We start from the raw sequence: 20,566 nt of genomic DNA, 5'->3' as shown, positions 1-20,566 counted from the left end.
AATGTGCTGGGGCGAGAAACGCTACTATTCTCTCGATTACTATCTGAAAGAGACATTTCACGAGAAGCTTTACAAACTCTCCTTAAATGCAGGCTGTACCTGTCCCAACCGGGACGGTACCTGCGGAAGCAGAGGCTGTATCTTCTGCAGCCGGGGCGGAAGCGGCGACTTTGCCGCAAGCCCTTTCCTTTCCATTGCGGAACAGCTTCGATCAGAAAAAGCGCGGATCGCTTCCAAATACCGAGGCCACGCCTACATTGCCTATTTTCAGGCTTATACCAATACATACGGTCCCGTGAACGTTCTGGAACGTGCTTTTTTCCAGGCTATTGAAGATCCGGAGGTGAAGGTGCTTTCCATCGCCACCCGGCCGGACTGTCTCCCACCTGAGATTCTTAATCTTCTTGGAAGACTGAACCGGATCAAGCCAGTCTGGATTGAGCTTGGATTACAGACGATTCATGCGTCCACTGCCGCCTACATTCGACGGGGCTATCCGCTTTCTGTATTTGAGGAGGCAGTGCGAACTCTTCGTGCCATCGGAATTTCCGTGATCGTCCATACGATCTTATATCTGCCTGGTGAATCGAAAGCCCAGATGCTGGAGACAATAGAATATCTGAACCTTCAAGAGATCCAGGGCATCAAGCTGCAGCTTCTCCACGTTCTTAGGGATACCGATCTATATAACGATTATCAAAGATATCCTTTCCCGCTCCCGTCCATGGAAGAATATCTGGATTTTCTCGGGACATGCCTGTGTGCGCTGCGGCCCGACATTGTCGTCCACCGTCTGACCGGTGACGGCCCCAAGCCCCTTCTTGTGGCTCCGCTCTGGACCAGTAACAAGCGGCTGGTGCTCAATCAAATGGGAAAGGTGTTCAAAGAAAAGGATATCTGGCAGGGAAAAACCTGTCGTACTCTTTAGAAAGGAAGTGTACACCATGTCAGAAACATTTACTCTGTATAAGCTGATCATCCTGTACATGCTCAGTAAAGTGGATTTTCCTCTTACCAACGCACAGATTTCCGATTTTATTCTCGGAAAGGGATATACGACCTACTTCACTCTCCAGAAGGCGCTCTCCGAGCTTACGGAGTCCGGCCTGATCCGTGAGGAAACAACGCACAACCGAACACTGTATCATCTGACGGAGGAAGGCGACGAATCTATCTGTTTCTTTGAAAACAAGATCTCCGACGCCATCAAAAAGGACATCAGCGACTTTTTCATCGAGAAGAAATTTTCCCTCAAAAATGAGGTTTCTGTCAAATCTGACTATTATCGGAATACAAACGGGGAGTTTTCCGTTCACTGCCAGGTAATCGAACACGCTATGCCGCTCATCGATCTGACCGTCACCGTTCCGTCACGTGAGGAGGCCGAGACCATGGCTGCCAACTGGAATGCACGAAACCAGGAGATTTATGCTTATATTATGACGCATCTGCTGTAATAACTGCCCTAAATACAAAAGATGTAAACTGGGATTGGAAGAAGTCTCCATTTTAAAAAGGAGCGGCTCCGACAGCGACTGACAAGCTGTGGTACCGCCCCTTTTTATGTTCTTTTCTATGTTCGAATATATTGAAGCCACTCTTTGATTTCTTTTTCTTTCCCCAAATCTCCCGGATGATAAAAGACAGATCCCTTGATCTCGTCCGGCAGATACTGCTGTTTTACATAGTGGTTCGGATAATCATGGGCATACCGGTACCCAACGCCATGACCCAGATTCTCGTGTCCTCCATAATGGGCATCCTGGAGATGTGCAGGTACAGACGTCCTTTTTGTCTGGACGCTCTCCATTGCTTTGGAGATCGCCATTACCGCCGCATTGCTCTTCGGTGCGGACGCCACGTAGAGCACTGCCTGGGAGAGAATAATCTGGGCCTCCGGCATCCCGATCCGCTCCACAGCCTGGGCCGCGGATACCGCCACCGTAAGTGCCATGGGATCGGCATTTCCTACATCCTCGGAGGCACAGATCATAATTCTGCGGGCAATAAAGCGGATATCCTCCCCTGCGTAGAGCATCTTTGCCAGATAATAGACCGCCGCATCCGGATCAGATCCCCGCATACTTTTGATGAATGCGGAAATTGTGTCGTAATGATTGTCTCCATCCTTATCATAGCGTACAACCCGCTTCTGAATACATTCGGAGACGACCTCAAGCGTCAGGTGAATCATCCCGTCTACACTCCTCTTCGTCGTCAATACGGCAAGTTCCACCGCATTCAGAGCAAGTCTTGCGTCTCCTCCCGCCATATCAGCCAGAAACTGAAGGGCATCCGCTTCGATCTCGGCGTGATAGCTTCCCATTCCTTTTTTCTCATCGTATACCGCCCGCCGGATCAACACTTCGATTTCCTCCAGAGAAAGTGGCTTTAATTCAAAGACCGTAGATCTGGAAATCAACGCCCGGTTTACCTCAAAATACGGATTCTCCGTCGTAGCTCCGATCAGAATCACCGTCCCATCCTCCACAAATGGGAGCAGGTAATCCTGCTGCCCTTTATGAAATCTGTGAATCTCATCAATGAACAATATCGTCTTCTGCTGGTACATTCCCCGTGTCCGCTTGGCTTCCTCAACGACCGCTTCCATATCCTTCTTCCCAGCCACCGTGGCATTGATCTGGCAGAATTTTGCGCTGGTGGCATTTGCGATCACCTTGGCGAGGGTCGTCTTTCCCGTTCCCGGGGGACCATAAAAAATGACAGAGGTTAATTTATCCGCCTTAATCGCCCGGTAAAGCAGCTTGTCCTTCCCGATAATGTGCTGCTGTCCTACGACTTCTTCCAGGGTCTCTGGTCTCAGCCTTGAAGCCAGAGGCGACTCTGTTTCCTTTTGCTTCTCTCTCGCATATTCAAATAAATCCATCTCTTCGTTTCCTCCTTATGCACATCCACTGAGATTTCGAATCACTTCTCCTGCGATCATCAGTCCTGCTACCGGCGGCACAAAAGAGACACTCCCAGGGACAGACCGCCTTTCGCCCTTATCTTCCTCGCTGGCCGCCTCAGAAATATCGATGGGTTTTTCTTTGGAATAAAGAACAGTAAGACCTTCGATTCCTCGTTTTTTCAGCTCTTTTCTCATCACACGGCAGAGCGGGCAGACGGATGTATTGCGGATATCATCAATCTCAAAGAGCTCCGGATGGAGCTTGTTTCCTGTCCCCATGCTACTGATGAGAGAGATCCCGTGCTCCTTCGCATAACGGGCCACCGCCAGCTTGGCTGTCACCGTGTCGATAGCGTCCACGATATAATCCGGACGGATGGCAAACACCTGCTTCAGATTGTCTTCTAGCACAAACTCCTCGTACGTTGTCACCGAAATTTCCGGTGAAATATCAGCAATCTTCGCCTCCATAACCTTTGTCTTATATTGCCCGATGGTGCTGTGAAGGGCAATCGACTGGCGGTTGATATTTGTCAGCGACACCGTATCGTGATCCACAAGCACAAGGTGTCCTACCCCGCTTCTTGCCAGCGCCTCGATACAATGAGATCCTACCCCGCCCACACCAAGCACGGTAACGGTCGCCTCTTTCAGCCTGTCCAGTGCTTCTTTTCCCAATAATAATTCTGTCCTTGAAAACTCATACAGCATGTTTCTTCCCGTTCCTTCATCTATCATAAATTCTATGATTCGTCCACAATTAATCCATAATCAGTTCATCGACTGTGACGAACTGATATCCCTCCTTCTGTAGGGCATCAATGATCTGAAGCCCTGCTTCTACTGAGGTGCCGTAACAGTCATGTAATAAGATAATACCATTTTCTTCTGCCCTCGTCACTACCTTTCTGACGATTTCCCCGGTACTTTTCGTACACCAGTCCAGCGGATCAATATCCCATTTGACCGGAATCAACTCCACATCCTTTAGTGTTTCTTCCCTCAGTTCCCCATAAGGTGGACGGATATAGGTGACTTTCTCTCCTGTGATCCCTTCGATCACTTCGTTTGTCTTTTTGATCTCTTCTTTTTCAGTCTCCATATCCACCCTTGTCAGCTCCACATGGTGATATGTGTGGTTCCCGATGAGATGTCCCTCCTTATACATCCGTAAAATCAGCTCTGGATGTTCCTCTGCTTCCTTTCCGATCACAAAAAAGCTCGCCTTTACCCCCCGTTCCTTAAGTCCGTCCAGAAGCTGCGGGGTATAGGTGCCATCCGGGCCGTCGTCAAAGGTAATGGCGATCCTTTTCTCCTCTTTCTTTGCCACATCGCTGATACTCTCCATCGTCTTCTTCGTGTTCTGCCACATACCAGTCAGACAGACCGCCGCAATCAAAAGGATCTCCCCGATCAATTTCCACCATCTTGTTTTCTGTTTCACTCGATACGCCACTCTCCTTTTCTCTCCTGTAAATGTATTCCGAAGAAAAGACAGATAGAACCCGGAGTACTGGCGCCCTTGCCTGCACTCCGGGTTCCGGATGGATCTTTATTATTTCTTTTTCTTCTTTCTGACGCTGTAGCCAAATGTGCCGATCTTCTTTCCCAGTCCCAGGTATTCTCCATGGGAATAGGCCAGAAGTCCTGTTTTGTTCAGCTCAAACTTTCCATTTTCATTCATGTACCTGCTGCTTACCTGCACACCCGTCACATCCGCTAAAAACATATCATGTGTTCCCAGACGCAGAATCTTGCGCACTTTGCACTCGATGTTGACCGGGCACTCCGCAATGGCAGGAGCATACTGAAGAGAGACGGCCGCTTTTCTCGTCAGACGTGTCTCCTCCCACTTATCCACATCTCTTCCGGATCGGACCCCGCAGAAATCTGTAGCTCTTGCAAGCTTCTCCGTCGTCAGGTTGACGACAAATTCTCCTGTTTCCTCGATCATATGGTGGGAAAACCGTCCCGGACGGACCGAAATGTAAAGCATGGGCGGATCCGAGCAGACCGTCCCGGTCCACGCAACCGTAAGAATATTGTCCTTTCCTGATTTATCCGCACAGCTTACCATGACAGCCGGAAGCGGATAAAGCATATTCCCCGGTTTAAAAATCTCTTTCTCACTCATTTCTCTCTCCTCTACTGCTGCATCTCGCTGACCAGCGTTGGGATAAGCTGCTTCTTTCTGGATACTACACCGTTTAAAATGATATCCTCTGTATCCTCGGAAAGCTCAAAGGCATCCATCACAGTCTCTCTAGCATTCCCACCGCTGCATAGCAGTTCTGTGGACTGTTCTACAATATTTGTCAACATAAAAAATACCATATCAAGTCCGCTTTCCTTGAGCACTTCTACCAGCTTTGGACAGATCTTTTCTTTGATCTCCTCCAGTTCCTCTTTGTCCATAGAATTGATCTGACCTACACCGAATGTCAGCTCATTGACGTGGAATTCCTTAAAATCCTGAAAGCAGATTTCTGCAACAGATTTATTAGCAAGATTGCTGCCCGCTTTAAACATCTCTTTCGCAAACTCCACAACGTCGATCTGCGCAATCTTTGCCAGCGTCCGTGCAGTTGCTTCGTCCATCGGCGTACAGGTCGGCGACTGGAATAAAAGCGTATCCGAAAGGATGGCAGCGCACAGAAGTCCCGCAATCTCTTTGGGCGGCTTGATCTGATTTTCCTGGTACATCTGATAAATAATCGTCGCTGTACAGCCAAGCGGCTGGTTCCGGAAATAAACCGGCCCCATCGTCTCCAAATTGCCAATTCTGTGATGATCGATGATTTCCAGGATCTCCGCCTCCTCAATACCGTCCACCGCCTGGGTTTTTTCATTGTGATCCACTAAAACGACCTGCTTGCGCTTTGGCTTTAACAATCTCCGTCTGGAGATGAATCCGGTAAATCTTCCTTTCTTGTCAATAACAGGAAAATCCCGGTAGCGCTTTTTCGTCATCACTTCCTTGACCTCTTCCAGATAGTCATTTACGTGGAATGTGGTCAGGTGATCCCGCGTCATAAAATGCTTTACCGGAATACTCTGGTTAATCAGGCGGGCCGTCGTAAAGGTGTCAAACGGAGTACTGATGATAACAATATCCCGCTCAGACGCCAGCTTTTTGATCGTCCTTGACACCTCCGCTCCTTGGCAGATCACCAGACAGCTTGCGTCCATCTCAATGGCGCAGAGTTGGGACTCATAGCGGTTTCCCACAATCACCAAATCATCCGGTTCAATAAAATTCTCCATCATATCCGGGGAGGACGCGGCAATCACGACTTTCCCCTTAATGAAGTAAGCGTGCTCATTTCCCGTAATGATCTCCCCGCTTAAAGTATCCTTGATACTCCGGTACTGTGTTCTGGCTTCGGACAACAGATGACTGTCGTGGAGCTCCATGTAGGAATTAGCGATATCGCCAATCGTGATAATCCCTTCCAGCTTTTGATCTTTTAACACCGGAAGGGTTCGGATACTATTCTCTTTCATCATAGCCCAGGCTTCCTTTACAGACGCCTGACTGGATACTCCGTCAATTTTGCGGATATCCACATCTTTAAGCTGCTGGAAAACATTCTGTAAAAGCGCCGGTTCCTGGACATGAAACTGATTCAGCACAAAGAGCGTCTCCTCGGAGACGGTTCCCGCCCGCTTTGCCACATAATTCTTTCCTGTGACCCGCCTTTTCAGCTCCGCATAAGCGATAGCAGAACAGATCGAATCCGTGTCCGGATTTTTATGTCCTACCACATATACCTTTCTGTCTTTCTGATTATCTGACATATGATTTTTATTTCCTCCCACAAAAATCTGCCGTATCGGCAGATCATTTCCTTGATATAAACCTAGATTATCATTTTTTTGATGCCCCGCCAACTGTTTTTTTCTGATTTCGCCAAAATAATCCTCCGCTGTGCCGCAAACTATGATATACTGGCTAAAGAAAACACGAAAAAGGGGTGTATCACCAATGAATGAAGAATTAGAAACAACGACACCGGAAATGGAGACCCGGACAGAGTGCATGAAAGATTATGAAGATCAATTTGATATGTCTGATCCATGGCATATTGTACAGAGATATCTGGACGAAAAGACGAACCTCACCCTGAAGGTGGAAGGTGTTGTCAACGGTGGAGTCATCGTCAAGGTAGAGGGCCTTCGCGGATTCATTCCAGCCTCCCGCCTGTCTCTTTCCTATATTGAAGACCTCGAATCTTACCTCCTCAAGGAGATCACTGTCCGCGTCATCGAGGTGGATCCGGAAGAACACCGGCTTGTGCTTTCCGCACGGGAAATCTTAAAGGAAAAAGACGCAAAAGAGCGCTCCGCACGCATCTCCAGTATCCAGGTTGGAACTGTGATGGACGGTGTAGTAGAGTCTATCCAGTCCTACGGTGCTTTCGTCCGTTTTGAGGATGGACTCTCCGGTCTGGTTCATGTTTCCCAGATCTGTGAAAAGCGTATCAAGACTCCGGCTGACGTCTTAAAGATCGGTGATCCGGTCAAAGTAAAGGTCATTGGAATCAAAGATGGAAAGTTGAGTCTGAGCATCAAGGCACTCCATGAAGAAAAGGACGAGGAAGACGAAAATCTCCACGTAGAGATTCCGAAATCTGAAGAGATCGGGACAAATCTTGGCGATCTGTTCAAAAATATTCGGTTATAGGAAAAGAAAAGGCGGACGCCCCGGGATCTTCCGGATGCTGCATCCGCCTTTTCTTTTTACTGTGCTCTCCTCGCTTACGTTCTACCGTTCTTCTTTTTCTATGCGCTCCAGATCGGAGATCCAAACCGCCGCACAGGCGTCGCTTGGCATCCTCCAGTCTCCTCTCGGCGAGAGGGCGACGGTTCCTACTTTCGGTCCGTCCGGCAGACAGGAACGCTTAAACTGCTGGGAGAAAAATCTCCAGTAAAACTTCTTCAGCCACTTCAGGATTGTTTCATCGTCATAACTTCCAGCAAACGCTTTCTTCGCGATCCGGTAGATCTTGGATGGCTCGTACCCGAAACGTAGCACATAGTAAAGATAAAAATCATGCAGTTCGTAAGGTCCCACCAGATCCTCCGTCTTCTGGGCAATCTCTCCCTCTTTTGGCGGAAGCAGCTCCGGACTTACCGGAGTGTCCAGCACATCGAGAAGTACCTCCCGAAGCTCCCGGTCCCTGCACGTATCCGCATAATATTGAACAAGATGACGCACCAGTGTCTTCGGTACAGAAGCATTTACTCCATACATGGACATATGGTCACCGTTGTAGGTTGCCCATCCAAGGGCAAGCTCCGACATATCCCCGGTTCCGATGACGAGACCTCCAGATTTATTGGCAAGATCCATCAGCACCTGAGTACGCTCCCTGGCCTGTCCGTTTTCGTAGGTCACACTATGATCCTCAAGGTCCTGGCCGATATCCCGGAAATGCACTGTCACCGCCTCCCGGATCGGAACCTCCATCAAAGTAGCTCCAAGCTTTTCGGACATCCGGCAGGCATTCTGATATGTGCGGTCAGTCGTCCCAAAGCACGGCATCGTCACCGCATGGATATTGGCTCTTGGAATTCTTGCCATGTCGAAGGCTTTCGCTGTCACTAGAAGTGCAAGCGTGGAGTCCAGCCCTCCGGAAATTCCTACGACCGCACTGGTAGTCTTTGTATGAAGAAGCCGCTTTTTCAGTCCCATGGCCTGAATCATCAAAATCTCCTCACATCTGTCTGCTCTCTCACGCTCATTTTGAGGAACAAAAGGCGCCGGCGAAAATTCCCTCGTCAAAACAGTCTTCTCCTCCTTTGCGGAGAAGAACACAGCCGGCAGTGTCTTGTGCAGCGCCGAGCGGAAAGTCGTATTCTTCCGACGCTCCGACAACAACCTTCGAATATCAATCTCACTGTAGATCGTCTCGTTGACAAACCGTCCGGACGATTTTAAAATCGTCCCATTTTCCGCAATCAGATTGTGTCCGCCAAAAACGACATCCGTGGTAGACTCCCCTTCTCCCGCATTGGCATAGACGTAACCCGCGATCAATCTTGCCGACTGCCCGGAAATCAGTCCTTCCCGGTAACGGTCCTTTCCGATCGTCTCGTCACTTGCAGAACAGTTTACAAGAATGAGCGCTCCTTCCAGCGCCGCCCGGATACTTGGCGGAACTGGTGACCAGACGTCCTCACAGATCTCTGCCGACACAACCAGATCTTTGGTCTCCCGGGAAACAAACAGAATTTGGGGGCCAAACGGTACTCTCTTCCCGTCAAAAGCGATCTCTCTTGTCACATCCGGTCCCGGCGTAAACTGACGCATCTCATAAAACTCTCCATAATTTGGCAGGAACGTCTTGGTCGTAAACCCAAGGATCATGCCTTTATTCAGTGCCGCCGCCGTATTATACAGCTCTCCATCCACCGCAATGGGACATCCTACAAAAACAAGCGCCTCCAGATCTCTCGTCGCTTCAGTGATCTTCAAAAGACCGCCCTTTGCCGTTTCCAGGAGAGCATCCTGGGTAAACAAATCCCCACAGGTGTATCCGGTCACACACAGCTCTGGAAAGACGATGATCCTGGCGCCGTTTCCCGCGGCCTCCCGCATTCTTTTGATAATTTCTTCCGTATTAAACGCTACGTCTGCCACACGGATATCAGGCGTAGCTGCCGCCACTTTGATAAAGCCCTGTTTCATGCCCTATTCCTCTTTTCCATTTGATTTTTCAGTCTGACTGATGCTCCTAGTTTTTCTTTGCATGGTGTAAAAGCTTTTCCAGCTCTTCCACGGTAAAGGTATATGCCGTATTACAGAAATGACATTTGACCTCAATGTCCTTCCCTTCCGCAATCATCTCTTTGATGTCCCTCTCCCCGATACTTACGATCGCTTTCTCGATCTTCTCTTTTGAACAGTCGCATGCAAATGCTGTCGGAAGCGTATCCGTGATCTCAATATCCATACCTTTTAATACTTCCTGAAGGAGAGACTCCGGTGTATGACCCTGCTCTAAAAGCGCGGTCACAGAATGAATCTTACTGATATTTTCCTCTAGCCGGACGAGTACCTGCTCCTCCACAAACGGCATGACCTGTACGATGAACCCACCTGCACAGCGTACTGTATTATCCTTTTCCATCAAAACACCCAGTCCCACAGAAGACGGTACCTGCTCGGAATTGGCGAAATAGTATGTCAGGTCATCCCCGATCTCTCCGGTCTGGAGAATCGTCTGACCTATATACGGCTCTTTCAGTCCCATATCTTTGATGACATTTAAGATACCAAGACCCAATGCTCCGCCTACATCCAGCTTGCCGTTCTTTGGCGGGAGCATCACGTCCGGGTTTTCTGCGTAGCCCTTGACGTTCGCTTTGCTGTCCGCTGTCACGGTAAGTCCCTGGATCGGCCCGTCGCACTTGATCTGGATCGTCAGTACGTCCGTATCGTTTTTCATCATACTTCCCATCATACCGCCCGCAGTCAGAAGACGTCCCAGTGCCGCTGTTGCCACCGGGCTCGTATTATGGTATCTTCTTGCCGTTTCCACCAATTCTGTGGTGGACGCGGCAAAAGCACGGATCTGACTGCCTGCCGCTGTTGCTCTTACAATATAATCTTTCATCGCTTTTCCTCGTTTCTTTTTATTTCCTGTATTGTATTCTGTCCGGCATTTTTATCTGGACACTTCGCAGCACTTCCGGCACTCTCTTGCTACTACGCAGACGCGGGCGCTATCTTCCCCCGGTTCTTCTCTCGTGAAATCATCATATAAGGCGACCAGTTCAAGACCCGCCTCCCTCAGTGCATCTGCCACCTCTGAAACAGTGTACCCCCTTTGAAAGTGTGTCTCCTCAAACTTCCGGTACAGCTCTCCCTCCCGCACAAAAATCGTCAGATCGTATTCATTGATCCGCTCTTGGAGATCATAGTAGTTTTCCCAGATAAAGCTGCACTCCTCGCGATTCTCCGCAATGGTCGTATCCCCGAGAAGTTCTCTGTACTTATACTCCGTATTGAAGTCAAACAGGAAGAGTCCTCCCGGATCCAGATAATTATTCACCAGGGAAAAGACTTTCACAAGATCCCCCGGTTCTGTCAGGTAATTCACGGAATCGCAGGCACTGATAACCGCCCGGACCGTGCCGTAAAGCTCGAACTTACGCATATCCTGAAGAAGATATAGGATGTCCTGTCCGGACGCGGCGCGCTTTTCCATCGCCAGATCCAGCATCTCCTCGGAATTGTCCACCCCGATCATATCATAGCCCTGCTCCGCAAGCAATTCTGTCATACTCCCGGTTCCGCATCCAAGATCGAGAACGATCCCGTCCATGATCCCATGCTCCCGCAGAATCTCCTTATAATAGTCCGCCCACTCTTCGTATGGAACGTTGTCCATAAAGGTGTCATACACCTGTGCAAATCCTGTATATGCCTCCATCCAATCATCTCCTGCCGACTATAAATCCGGCTTATTATAGCACGATTTTGCCAGTTTTAAAAGGGGCAAAATCCTCCGGACTTTTTGTTATCCGGAGGATCTGTCTGATTTCCTTATTCGATTACATGAATCCAGCCTTTTGGTGCTTCGATGCGTCCCATCTGGATTCCGGTCAGTGTATCGTAAAGTTGCTTTAGTACCGGCCCCATCTCATCCATACCGCTTGCAAAGCAGATCTCCTTGCCGTGATCCACGATCTTTCCTACCGGGGAAACGACAGCAGCCGTACCGCAAAGACCACATTCCGAAAATTCCGGTACTTCCTCAAGCGGCACTTCCCTCTCTTCTGTCTCCAATCCGAGATATTCTTTTGCCACATAGAGCAGGGAGCGCCTTGTGATAGACGGAAGAATCGAGGAGGACTTTGGCGTTACGATCTTTTTATCCTTTGTCACAAAGACAAAGTTGGCTCCACCTGTCTCTTCTACCTTCGTCCTGGTAGCTGCGTCCAGATACATATTTTCCGCATAGCCTTCTTCGTGTGCCGTTACAATGGCATGAAGACTCATAGCGTAATTGAGACCCGCCTTGATGTGTCCAGTGCCATTCGGCGCCGCTCTGTCAAAGTCAGATACCTTGATCGTGATCGGCTTTGCCCCGCCTTTAAAATATGGTCCGACCGGAGTGGTCAAAATACGAAACTGATACTCTTTTGCCGGACTGACGCCGATCACCGGACTGGACCCGAGCATGTACGGCCGGACATAAAGGGTCGCACCAGAACCAAACGGAGGCACCCACGCTGCATTTGCTTTGACAGTCTGTGTGACGGCATCGAGGAAACGATCTTTCGGAAACGCCGGCATCTCCAGCCTCTTTGCGGAATCCATCATACGCTCGGCATTTAAGTCCGGACGAAACGTGACGATTCTTCCATCCTCTGTCGTGTAGGCTTTCAGCCCCTCAAACACGGTCTGTGCGTACTGGAACACACCCGCACATTCATTCAGCACCACATTGGCGTCTGATGTCAGACTTCCATCGTCCCATTTTCCGTCTTTATAGTTGGAAACATATCTCTTATCCGTCTGAATATATTCAAACCCCAGATTTGACCAGTCTAAATTTTTCTTTTCCATTTCGATCCACTCCCATCTTATTATCTTATTTTTCTAGTATAAAACTGTTTGAAAGAAAATTCAAGAGTGCGCTCTGTTTTTATGTAGCGATTCAGCCGTGCAATCTGAAGCAATCTGGTCTGTAGCAAGCTTGCAAATCTGAGCCGTATGGCCGAATTGTTACCTTTATCGCTCAGCCATACTGATGGCTTCGATTCCAACGCTTCCGCCACGCACAACTTCCACATCCCGAAATTCCTCCCGTAAAAGCTTCACCACAGCATCGTTTTTTGTGGCTGTCTGGAGAAACTCCAGAAGCATACTGTCCTTACCGTAGTCAATCACTTCTGCCCGGAAAGTCTGTGCAATCTGAAAGAGCTCTGTCTTATCCTCCAATGTACATTTACGGATCTTGACATAGAGTATCTCTTTCATGCAGACGGATAGATCCGTAAAATCAATGACCTTAATGACTTCCACCATGCGATTTAACTGCTTTTTGATCTGTTCAAATGTCTCCTCGTCACAGTGAGTCTCTATTGTCATCCTGGAGATTGTCGGATCTTCTGTCCGTCCTACTGTAAGGCTCTCCAGATTATAACACTTTGCCGAAAACAGCCCGGAAATCTTAGAAAGCACACCAATCTGGTTTTCCACATAAAGAGAGATCCATCTTTTTTTCAACATTCCATTCATCTGTCCATCCTCCTTATCTTAGCAGTCCATCAGCATTTCCTGTAATGTTCCGTTTGGCTTTACCATCGGGTATACGACTTCTTCCGGATCAATGAGAAATTCGATCAAGGTCGGCACCTTTGTCTCGGCTGCTGCTGCCCGAAGCGCCGTTTCCACGTCTTCCTTTTTCTTTACACGGATGCCCTTTGCTCCGTAGCTCTCGGCAAGCTTTACAAAATCCGGCGTATATTTCGGAAGCTCCTCATCACCTCTCCGAAGTGCGGCCCCTGCAAGAAGGTTCGTCATGGCGTATCGTTTCCCGTAGAAGAGCTTCTGCCACTGACGCACCATCCCAAGGTAAGTATTGTTAAGAACGCAGACTATGATCGGAAGCTCCTCTAACACTGCTGTCGCAAATTCCTGAATGTTCATCTGCATCCCGCCGTCCCCGGAAATGACAATAACCGGTTTATCCGGATTGCCGATCTTGGCTCCGATACCGCCCGGAAATCCGTATCCCATCGTTCCAAGTCCTCCGGACATGAACAGACGTTTCTTTTCCGTAATCTCAGAATACTGAGCCGCAAACATTTGATGCTGTCCCACATCGGTTACGAGGATACCCTCCTCGAACACACAGTTAATTCCCTCTATAATATCTTGAGGCAACAAATTGTTGCCTTTTCTTTTCATTCGCAGCGGATGTTCTTTACTCCACCCGACGATCGCCTTCATCCATTCTATTGTATCCTTCTCCTCGGCATACTCCAGCATCTTCTCAATCGCCTCTTTGGCATCCGCTACGATTGGTACATCCACGTGGATATTTTTAGAGATAGAAGCTGTATCAATATCAATATGGACAATCTTTGCGTTTGGAGCAAAGGCGTGCAGCTTTCCTGTAATCCGGTCATTGAACCTCGTTCCGATGGAGAAGAGGACATCGCACTCTTCTACCGCCATATTGGCCGCGTAGGCACCGTGCATTCCGAGATTTGCCACATAGTAAGGATGATTTGTCGGAATGGCTCCTCTTCCCATAACCGTCGTCACAACCGGGATCTTCGTCTTTTCCACTAATTTTGTAAACGCTTCGTTGGCTCCTGCGATATTGACGCCGCCTCCTGCCAGAAACAGTGGCTTTTTCGCATGGTTTAAAAGCTTGACCGCTCTCTTAAGCTGTCCGATATGAACGTTTGTATTTGGCTTATAGCCTCGGATATTGACTTCTTTCGGATATTCCGGAGATCCAAGCTCTCCCATCACATCTTTTGGCAGATCTACAAGCACTGGTCCTGGCTTCCCGCTGCGTGCAATGTAAAATGCCTCCTTGATGATCCTGCCCAGTTCTTCCCTGCGGTGTACCGTCACCCCATACTTTGTAATACTCCTTGTGATTCCTACAATATCCACCTCCTGAAACGCATCGTTTCCAATCAGATGACGCGCCACCTGCCCGGTAAAGCATACAAGAGGTACGCTGTCATAATTGGCCGTGGCAAGCCCTGTCACCAGGTTCGTTGCTCCCGGTCCGCTTGTCACCAGACAGACGCCGACTTTTCCAGTGGATCTTGCATAGGCATCGGCCTCGTGAACAAGTGCCTGCTCATGTCTTGGGAGAATAACCTTAATGTCTCCCTGTTTGTAAAGCTCGTCGCTGATATCTATTGTACATGCACCGGGATAGCCAAAGAGCGTATCCACCCCTTCCTCTTTTAAAGCCTTTACCAGAAGCTTATTTCCACTGATCTTTCTCATGCCGTTTCCTCCTTCTACATTTCTTTCCCCAACTCCGCCATGCTTCCGAGTCAGACAGCGACTCTGCCATACGTATCCGTCTGCAATATAAAAAATCCTGTTTGGCAGGATTCTCCGCCTGCGGCGGGCCGCTTGAGCGGCAGCTTCTACTCCGCCGCAGTGCGATCCGTGCGGAGCGTTTTTTATTTCATAGGAACGCAGTCCCTATGAAATAAAAAAGACGCCCCAAGCATATGCTTAGGGCGAATAAATCCGTGATACCACCTAACTTCAGAATCTCTCTGCACTCAACCAGTACTTCCATACTGTCTCCGATAACGCCGGAACCACGTCGGAGCCTACTCACATCTTACTTCCTCTATGGAATAAAACCCTTTCAGTCCGCTGCTCGTGGGCCAGTTCCCACCCGCCTTCACGGAAACTTCCACCATCCGTCTCCTCTCTTTGCATCCGGTCGCGAGGTACTCCTCCCAGTCACTACATTTCTCTGTCTCGTTAAAGTAATTACTGCCATTATACGAGGTGGCAGGATCAGTTGTCAAGCTTTTTCTCGGCCTGTTTTCTTCTATATCTCGTAAAAACATATTCCAAGTCAAAATATGTCTGCTCCTCGCTCTCATCTTCCAGCTCCCATTCTGGATCCGCATCCAAATCCGGGAAATAGGTATCCGCCGCATAGCTGTGACGGATCCTTGTGATATACGCCTCCTTGCAGTATGGAAGCAGCATCCGGTAAATGCTCTCCCCTCCGATGACATAGATGGATTCCTCCGGAAAAGACTTTAATTGCTCCAGAAGCTCTTCTAAACTGTGAACGACAACGGCGTCTTTCACCTGATAGCTTTCATCCCTTGACAAGACAATATTCGTTCTCTTTTTCAAAGGCTGTCCCCCCGGAAAACTCTCCATCGTCTTTCTTCCCATGACAACAACATTACCCTTTGTCATCTCCCGGAAAAACTTCATATCAGCAGGAATACTCACCAGAAGCTTATTTCGGTTTCCAATCGCCCAATTTTCATCTACCGCAACAATCAGATTCATCTTTGTCTCCTCCATTTCCTAAACCGCAATCGGAATATCCTTGATCTGCGGACCTGTCACGTAATCGTCCAGGCGTACATCGTCCGGTGTAAAATCATAGAAATCTTTCACATCCGGATTCAGCCAGAACTTCGGTGCCGGATGCTGTTCTCTTTGAATCAACTCCTGCACAAGCGGGATATGGCGGTCGTAAATATGAGCGTCCGCAATCACATGGACAAACGCCCCCACCTGCATATCGCACACCTGTGCCAACATATGCATCAACACTGAGTATTGGCAGACATTCCAGTTGTTAGCCGCCAGCACATCCTGGGAACGCTGGTTTAAAATACCGTTTAAGACAAGTTTATCGCTTTCCGGCTGTTTTGTCACATTAAATGTCATGCTGTACGCGCACGGATACAGATTCATCTCATGCAGATCCTGGTGTACATAGATATTGGTCAGAATCCGTCTGCTGTACGGATTGTGCTTTAGATCGTAGATGACCCGGTCCACCTGATCCATCATGCCCTCCTTGTACTGGTGCTTTACCTGCATCTGGTATCCGTAAGCCTTTCCGATAGATCCGTCCGGATCCGCCCAACTGTCCCAAATATGGGGCTTTAAGTCGTGAATATTATTGGACTTGCGCTGCCAGATCCAGAGCATCTCATCGGTACAGCTCTTGATCCCGGTTCTCCTAAGGGTCAGCGCCGGAAATTCTTTGGAGAGATCGTATCGGTTTACCACCGCGAACTGTTTGATTGTGTAGGCCGGGGCGCCATCCTCCCATTTCGGGCGTACCTTCTCTCCCTCCGTACTCGTACCGTTATCGATAATGTCTTTGCACATACGGACAAATATCTGATCTGCATAACTCATCTTCTTTCCTCCATTCTGAGATGTTTATTGCGATTTCATCAAGGCAAAAACTTTTGCCCTGGCTAGTGTCTTTGCTACGAGGTAAAAAAGCACTGCCTCTACCGGCACCATCACTAATTGCTTTAACAGTCTGGCCGGAAGAAGCGCCACAAAAGAATTTCCGTACATGACGGTAAGCCAGTACGTATTCAGGCAAGTGTTGACAAGGATAGCAACCACCACTTTCGCCGCCACGATCCGCCAGACGGTAAGCGGCTTCTTATACAGGATCAGCCCGTAAAGAATACCTCCTGCCACTGCACTGACCGTAAATCCGGGGAAAAAAGCCCCCACAGGCTTCACCAGATATTTCAGGATGTCAGCTACTCCAGCTACAATTCCACCGACAGACGGTCCAAACAACATGGCCGCAATCTCATTTGGCAGGAAAGAAAATCCGATCTTTAAAAAATCAGTCACCTGCACCGTCCCAAAAATCGCCAAAACAACCGCCAGCGCCAGAAGCATGGCGATCACTGCCATCGTATGGCTGTCTCTTAGCTCCGAAAGTGATTCCCGGAACATGTCTCGTAGTTTCTTACTTTTTTCCATAAAAATATACCTCCTTTGCAGTAGTCCTTTTGCCACGCACAGCAGGTATTTTGCTCTCTGTCTATGTGCAGCAGCGGGATGCAAAATATGTACCGCAAGAATACTCTTTTCGTCCACCGGCAACTCCCCGTCCGTATGGCACTTAACGCACATATTTCTACTCTGCCTGTTCGTTTCGTTTTTGATTATAGCACGAACTCTTTTTATCGTAAAGACATTTTCTGACGATTTTCCCGCCACCTCCATATCGCTTCCCGTCTTTACTCTCTGGTTTTAGTATTCCATGGCTTCTTCCCGTGTCATCCAGAAATGGATCCCGTGGGTAGAATCTTTCCAGCGGTCGTCGGTAAAAGCATCCGCATAGACCCACTCTCCCCTTCGGTAGACGAAGTTTTCATCTACCAAAGACCATGCCTCGTCAAACTCCTGCCTACAGTCAAAGCTTTTAATCGTGAGAACCTTTGCCTTGTCACAGCGGCAGGCCGCCCCGGTGGCAGAACTTCTTTTGGCATCCGCCGGAATCAAAAGCTGGACAATCCGGTCATAAACACATTTCTTGTAGGCTACAAAGGCGCCTGTTTCCGGGCAGCGCATTGCATACCCCTGCGTTGTCTCATCCATCTTGGCTTGTGTCAGATCTGCATTTTCCAGAGCACAAAGCCGAATATCCGCCTCTCTAAAATCAGCATAGCAAAGGATACATCCTCTAAGATCCGCTCCCCGCAAATTAGCTCCCCGAAAATCAGCTCCGGTAAAGTCACACTCCCGGAACCGGGAGTTCACAAGATTCGCCTTCTTAAAATCCGCGCTCCGAAAACTGATTGCAGTGAAATCTCCCCACTCCAGATTCTGTCCATGCAAATCTGATCCGTCCATCTTCCTTTTTTTCCACCTGATCTTCTCCATCCTTTTTCCCTCTTTCTTCCACTCTATCCTCTGTTCGGCTCTTCCATCCTCGCATCCCTGTTTCCCGAACTAATACAGAAAGCCAAAATTTTTCCAAAAAAGTTGTTGACATTTTCTTTTCCTTATAGTATCATAATTTTTGTTCCGAGTGAACAGCTTTTGATAAGCGACAGTGGCTCAGTTGGTAGAGTACGACCTTGCCAAGGTCGGGGTCGCGGGTTCGAGCCCCGTCTGTCGCTCTTCTTTTTCTAATTTCATAGTGTATGCGACAGTGGCTCAGTTGGTAGAGTACGACCTTGCCAAGGTCGGGGTCGCGGGTTCGAGCCCCGTCTGTCGCTCTTCAACACGGTTCTTTGGAACCGTGTTTTTTTGTAGAAAACTGGTTCCTATAAAATAAAAAACGCTCCGCCGTAGGCGGAGAATCCTGCAAAGCAGGATTCTATGCTTCTCCCTCGGATACTTTGTCCGATTTCAGCACACCGATTCCCAACTCTTCCAGCTGCTTCACAGCAACCTCGGACGGAGCTTCGAGCATCAGATCCGATGCGTCCTTTACTTTTGGAAACGCGATGACATCACGGATACTGTCCGCCTTTGCCATCAGCATAACAAGACGGTCCAGCCCATATGCCAGTCCGGCGTGCGGCGGCACTCCGTATTTGAACGCATTCAGCAGGAATCCGAACTGCTCTTGGGCCTCCTCTTTTGTAAATCCTATGACTTCAAACATCTTTGTCTGAATGTCATTCTGGTGAATCCGGACGCTTCCTCCGCCGATTTCCGTACCGTTTAATACGATATCGTAAGCTTTGGCGCGGACTCTTCCCGGATCACTGTCCAAATACTGGAGATCTTCTTCCATCGGCATGGTAAACGGATGATGCATTGCCACGAAACGATTCTCATCCTCGTTCCACTCCAGAAGCGGGAACTCCGTTACCCAGAGAAAGTTGTACTGGCTCTTGTCAAGAAGATCAAGCTGTCTTGCAATCTCCAGACGCAGGTTTCCAAGCACATCCCATACAACCTTATTTTTGTCCGCCGCAAAAAGCAGAATATCCCCCGGCTGTCCATCCATAGCCTGAATGAGAGCAGACAGCTCCTCTTCTGTCATAAATTTCGCAAACGAAGATTTCACACTTCCATCCTCAGCAATCGAAAGGTAGGCAAGCCCTTTCGCTCCATATTCTTTGGCAAAGTCCACAAGTTTATCGATTTTCTTACGCGGCATTGCCCCCTGCCCTTTGGCATTGATTCCTCTGACGCTTCCGCCCTGATCCAATGCTCCTGTAAAGACGCCGAATCCACAGCCCTTTACCACTTCACTGACATTGATAAGTTCCATGCCAAACCGGGTATCCGGCTTGTCAGAACCAAAACGGTCCATTGCTTCCTGCCAGGTTATTTTCGGAATCGGCAGGGTAACATCTACATCCAGTACTTCCTTGAACACATGCGCAAGAAGTCTTTCATTAACATCCAGGACATCGTCTACATCCACAAAGGAAAGCTCCATATCGATCTGGGTAAACTCCGGCTGACGATCTGCCCGGAGATCTTCATCACGATAGCATCTGGCAAGCTGGAAATAGCGATCGCATCCGGAACACATTAACAACTGTTTTAATGTCTGAGGGGACTGTGGAAGCGCATAAAAACTGCCCGGGTGGACACGGCTTGGCACCAGGTAATCTCTGGCTCCTTCCGGTGTACTCTTCACCAGAGTCGGCGTCTCAATCTCCAGAAATCCTTCGTCTGCCAAAAACTGTCTTGTCAGCGTCGCCACCTGGCTCCTCATAAGGAGATTCCTTTGCATGTCCGGTCTTCTCAGATCAAGGAAACGGTATTTCAGACGCAGTTCTTCTTTGGTCTTACTGTCCTCTTCGACCGGGAATGGCGGGGTCTCAGACTCGGAGAGAACCCGAATCTCCCTGACACGGACCTCAATCTCTCCGGTAACCAGGTTTTCATTGACTGCTCCGGAACGTGCTTCCACAGTTCCGACCGCCGCAATGACGAACTCACTTCTAAGCTTCGCGGCTTTCTCAAATCCCTCCTCATCGATGCTGCCGTTCTCAAATATTAACTGCAGGATGCCGGAACGGTCTCTTAAATCCACAAAAATAATCCCGCCTTTGTTTCTGTTCTTCTGTACCCATCCCATAACGGTGACCGTTTCCCCGATGTTTCCTTTCGTAAGCTCGGCGCACCGGTGCGTTCTTTTCAGGCCCTTCATTGATTCTGCCATATCTCTTCCT

The 20,566-nt window shown here is 48.8% G+C and carries 19 protein-coding genes, 2 tRNA genes, 1 riboswitch and 1 other annotated feature; of the genes, 5 read left to right on the top strand and 16 right to left on the bottom strand.

Annotated features, from left to right (window positions below; genetic code table 11):
- Window position 1 precedes the first annotated feature (1 nt).
- Window positions 2–928: a tRNA modification radical SAM protein MnmL/YtqA gene (mnmL, locus tag AOA56_RS01655; RefSeq protein ID WP_330376358.1), complete on the top strand. Its 927-nt coding sequence runs from the start codon at window positions 2–4 to the stop codon at window positions 926–928.
- A 16-nt stretch (window positions 929–944) separates the two neighbouring features.
- Window positions 945–1,457, top strand: a complete 513-nt coding sequence (locus AOA56_RS01650) for a DUF4364 family protein (RefSeq protein WP_024732940.1) — start codon at window positions 945–947, stop codon at window positions 1,455–1,457.
- Window positions 1,458–1,573: 116 nt separating this feature from the next.
- On the opposite strand, the gene AOA56_RS01645 is transcribed toward AOA56_RS01650, so the two are convergent.
- The 5 genes from AOA56_RS01645 to AOA56_RS01625 form a co-directional block, all read right to left on the bottom strand.
- Window positions 1,574–2,887, bottom strand: coding sequence for a replication-associated recombination protein A (locus AOA56_RS01645; RefSeq protein ID WP_024732941.1), 1,314 nt, complete (start codon window positions 2,885–2,887; stop codon window positions 1,574–1,576).
- 15 nt (window positions 2,888–2,902) lie between these two features.
- Window positions 2,903–3,622 (bottom strand): tRNA threonylcarbamoyladenosine dehydratase, encoded by a 720-nt coding sequence (locus AOA56_RS01640; protein WP_024732942.1) that lies wholly within the window; start codon window positions 3,620–3,622, stop codon window positions 2,903–2,905.
- A 49-nt stretch (window positions 3,623–3,671) separates the two neighbouring features.
- A complete protein-coding gene (locus AOA56_RS01635; protein ID WP_024732943.1) occupies window positions 3,672–4,355 on the bottom strand; it encodes a polysaccharide deacetylase family protein in 684 nt (227 codons plus the stop codon).
- Window positions 4,356–4,466: 111 nt separating this feature from the next.
- Entirely contained in the window at window positions 4,467–5,045 is a 579-nt protein-coding gene (locus AOA56_RS01630) for a flavin reductase family protein (protein ID WP_024732944.1), read from the bottom strand.
- Between the two features lie 11 nt (window positions 5,046–5,056).
- Complete coding sequence (locus AOA56_RS01625) at window positions 5,057–6,709, bottom strand: putative manganese-dependent inorganic diphosphatase (protein WP_024732945.1); 1,653 nt, start codon at window positions 6,707–6,709, stop codon at window positions 5,057–5,059.
- 187 nt (window positions 6,710–6,896) lie between these two features.
- Here AOA56_RS01625 and AOA56_RS01620 point away from each other — a divergent pair, with 187 nt between their 5' ends.
- Complete coding sequence (locus AOA56_RS01620; RefSeq protein WP_024732946.1) at window positions 6,897–7,595, top strand: S1 RNA-binding domain-containing protein; 699 nt, start codon at window positions 6,897–6,899, stop codon at window positions 7,593–7,595.
- Window positions 7,596–7,676: 81 nt separating this feature from the next.
- On the opposite strand, the gene AOA56_RS01615 is transcribed toward AOA56_RS01620, so the two are convergent.
- The 10 genes from AOA56_RS01615 to AOA56_RS01570 all read right to left on the bottom strand — a co-directional run bounded on the left by AOA56_RS01615 (window position 7,677) and on the right by AOA56_RS01570 (window position 18,308).
- Window positions 7,677–9,602 carry an NAD(+) synthase gene (locus AOA56_RS01615; RefSeq protein WP_024732947.1) on the bottom strand — a complete coding sequence of 642 codons (1,926 nt, stop codon included), beginning with the start codon at window positions 9,600–9,602 and terminating at the stop codon, window positions 7,677–7,679.
- A 46-nt stretch (window positions 9,603–9,648) separates the two neighbouring features.
- Window positions 9,649–10,530, bottom strand: coding sequence for an Hsp33 family molecular chaperone HslO (hslO, locus tag AOA56_RS01610; protein WP_024732948.1), 882 nt, complete (start codon window positions 10,528–10,530; stop codon window positions 9,649–9,651).
- 51 nt (window positions 10,531–10,581) lie between these two features.
- On the bottom strand, window positions 10,582–11,349 hold the full coding sequence (locus tag AOA56_RS01605; protein WP_053768799.1) for a class I SAM-dependent DNA methyltransferase: 768 nt from the start codon (window positions 11,347–11,349) through the stop codon (window positions 10,582–10,584).
- Between the two features lie 113 nt (window positions 11,350–11,462).
- Window positions 11,463–12,488 (bottom strand): branched-chain amino acid aminotransferase, encoded by a 1,026-nt coding sequence (locus AOA56_RS01600; RefSeq protein WP_048622045.1) that lies wholly within the window; start codon window positions 12,486–12,488, stop codon window positions 11,463–11,465.
- 165 nt (window positions 12,489–12,653) lie between these two features.
- Window positions 12,654–13,163: an acetolactate synthase small subunit gene (ilvN, locus tag AOA56_RS01595; protein WP_024732951.1), complete on the bottom strand. Its 510-nt coding sequence runs from the start codon at window positions 13,161–13,163 to the stop codon at window positions 12,654–12,656.
- Window positions 13,164–13,181: 18 nt separating this feature from the next.
- Window positions 13,182–14,900, bottom strand: a complete 1,719-nt coding sequence (ilvB, locus tag AOA56_RS01590; RefSeq protein ID WP_053768798.1) for a biosynthetic-type acetolactate synthase large subunit — start codon at window positions 14,898–14,900, stop codon at window positions 13,182–13,184.
- Window positions 14,901–15,135: 235 nt separating this feature from the next.
- Window positions 15,136–15,387: a binding site (T-box leader), on the bottom strand.
- A gap of 44 nt (window positions 15,388–15,431) precedes the next feature.
- Complete coding sequence (locus AOA56_RS01585) at window positions 15,432–15,944, bottom strand: dihydrofolate reductase (RefSeq protein WP_024732953.1); 513 nt, start codon at window positions 15,942–15,944, stop codon at window positions 15,432–15,434.
- A gap of 18 nt (window positions 15,945–15,962) precedes the next feature.
- The gene (gene thyA, locus AOA56_RS01580; protein WP_053768797.1) at window positions 15,963–16,811 is read right to left on the bottom strand and encodes a thymidylate synthase; all 849 of its coding nucleotides are present in this window, start codon (window positions 16,809–16,811) and stop codon (window positions 15,963–15,965) included.
- 24 nt (window positions 16,812–16,835) lie between these two features.
- Window positions 16,836–17,402: a folate family ECF transporter S component gene (locus AOA56_RS01575; protein ID WP_034594686.1), complete on the bottom strand. Its 567-nt coding sequence runs from the start codon at window positions 17,400–17,402 to the stop codon at window positions 16,836–16,838.
- Window positions 17,403–17,471: 69 nt separating this feature from the next.
- Window positions 17,472–17,569: riboswitch (THF riboswitch) on the bottom strand.
- A gap of 106 nt (window positions 17,570–17,675) precedes the next feature.
- Window positions 17,676–18,308, bottom strand: a complete 633-nt coding sequence (locus tag AOA56_RS01570; RefSeq protein ID WP_024732956.1) for a pentapeptide repeat-containing protein — start codon at window positions 18,306–18,308, stop codon at window positions 17,676–17,678.
- Window positions 18,309–18,474: 166 nt separating this feature from the next.
- Between AOA56_RS01570 and AOA56_RS01565 the strand changes: the two genes are divergently transcribed.
- Both AOA56_RS01565 and AOA56_RS01560 read left to right on the top strand, forming a co-directional pair.
- A tRNA-Gly gene (locus AOA56_RS01565) sits at window positions 18,475–18,547 on the top strand.
- 26 nt (window positions 18,548–18,573) lie between these two features.
- Window positions 18,574–18,646, top strand: a tRNA-Gly gene (locus AOA56_RS01560).
- Window positions 18,647–18,747: 101 nt separating this feature from the next.
- Here AOA56_RS01560 and aspS read toward each other — a convergent pair.
- Complete coding sequence (gene aspS, locus AOA56_RS01555; RefSeq protein WP_024732957.1) at window positions 18,748–20,556, bottom strand: aspartate--tRNA ligase; 1,809 nt, start codon at window positions 20,554–20,556, stop codon at window positions 18,748–18,750.
- Between the last annotated feature and the right edge of the window lie 10 nt (window positions 20,557–20,566).

The organism is Sellimonas intestinalis (genome assembly GCF_001280875.1).
GTDB lineage: Bacteria > Bacillota > Clostridia > Lachnospirales > Lachnospiraceae > Sellimonas > Sellimonas intestinalis.
The sequence above is the reverse complement of the archived record's forward strand: the minus strand, read 5'-3'. Positions and strand labels throughout refer to the sequence as shown.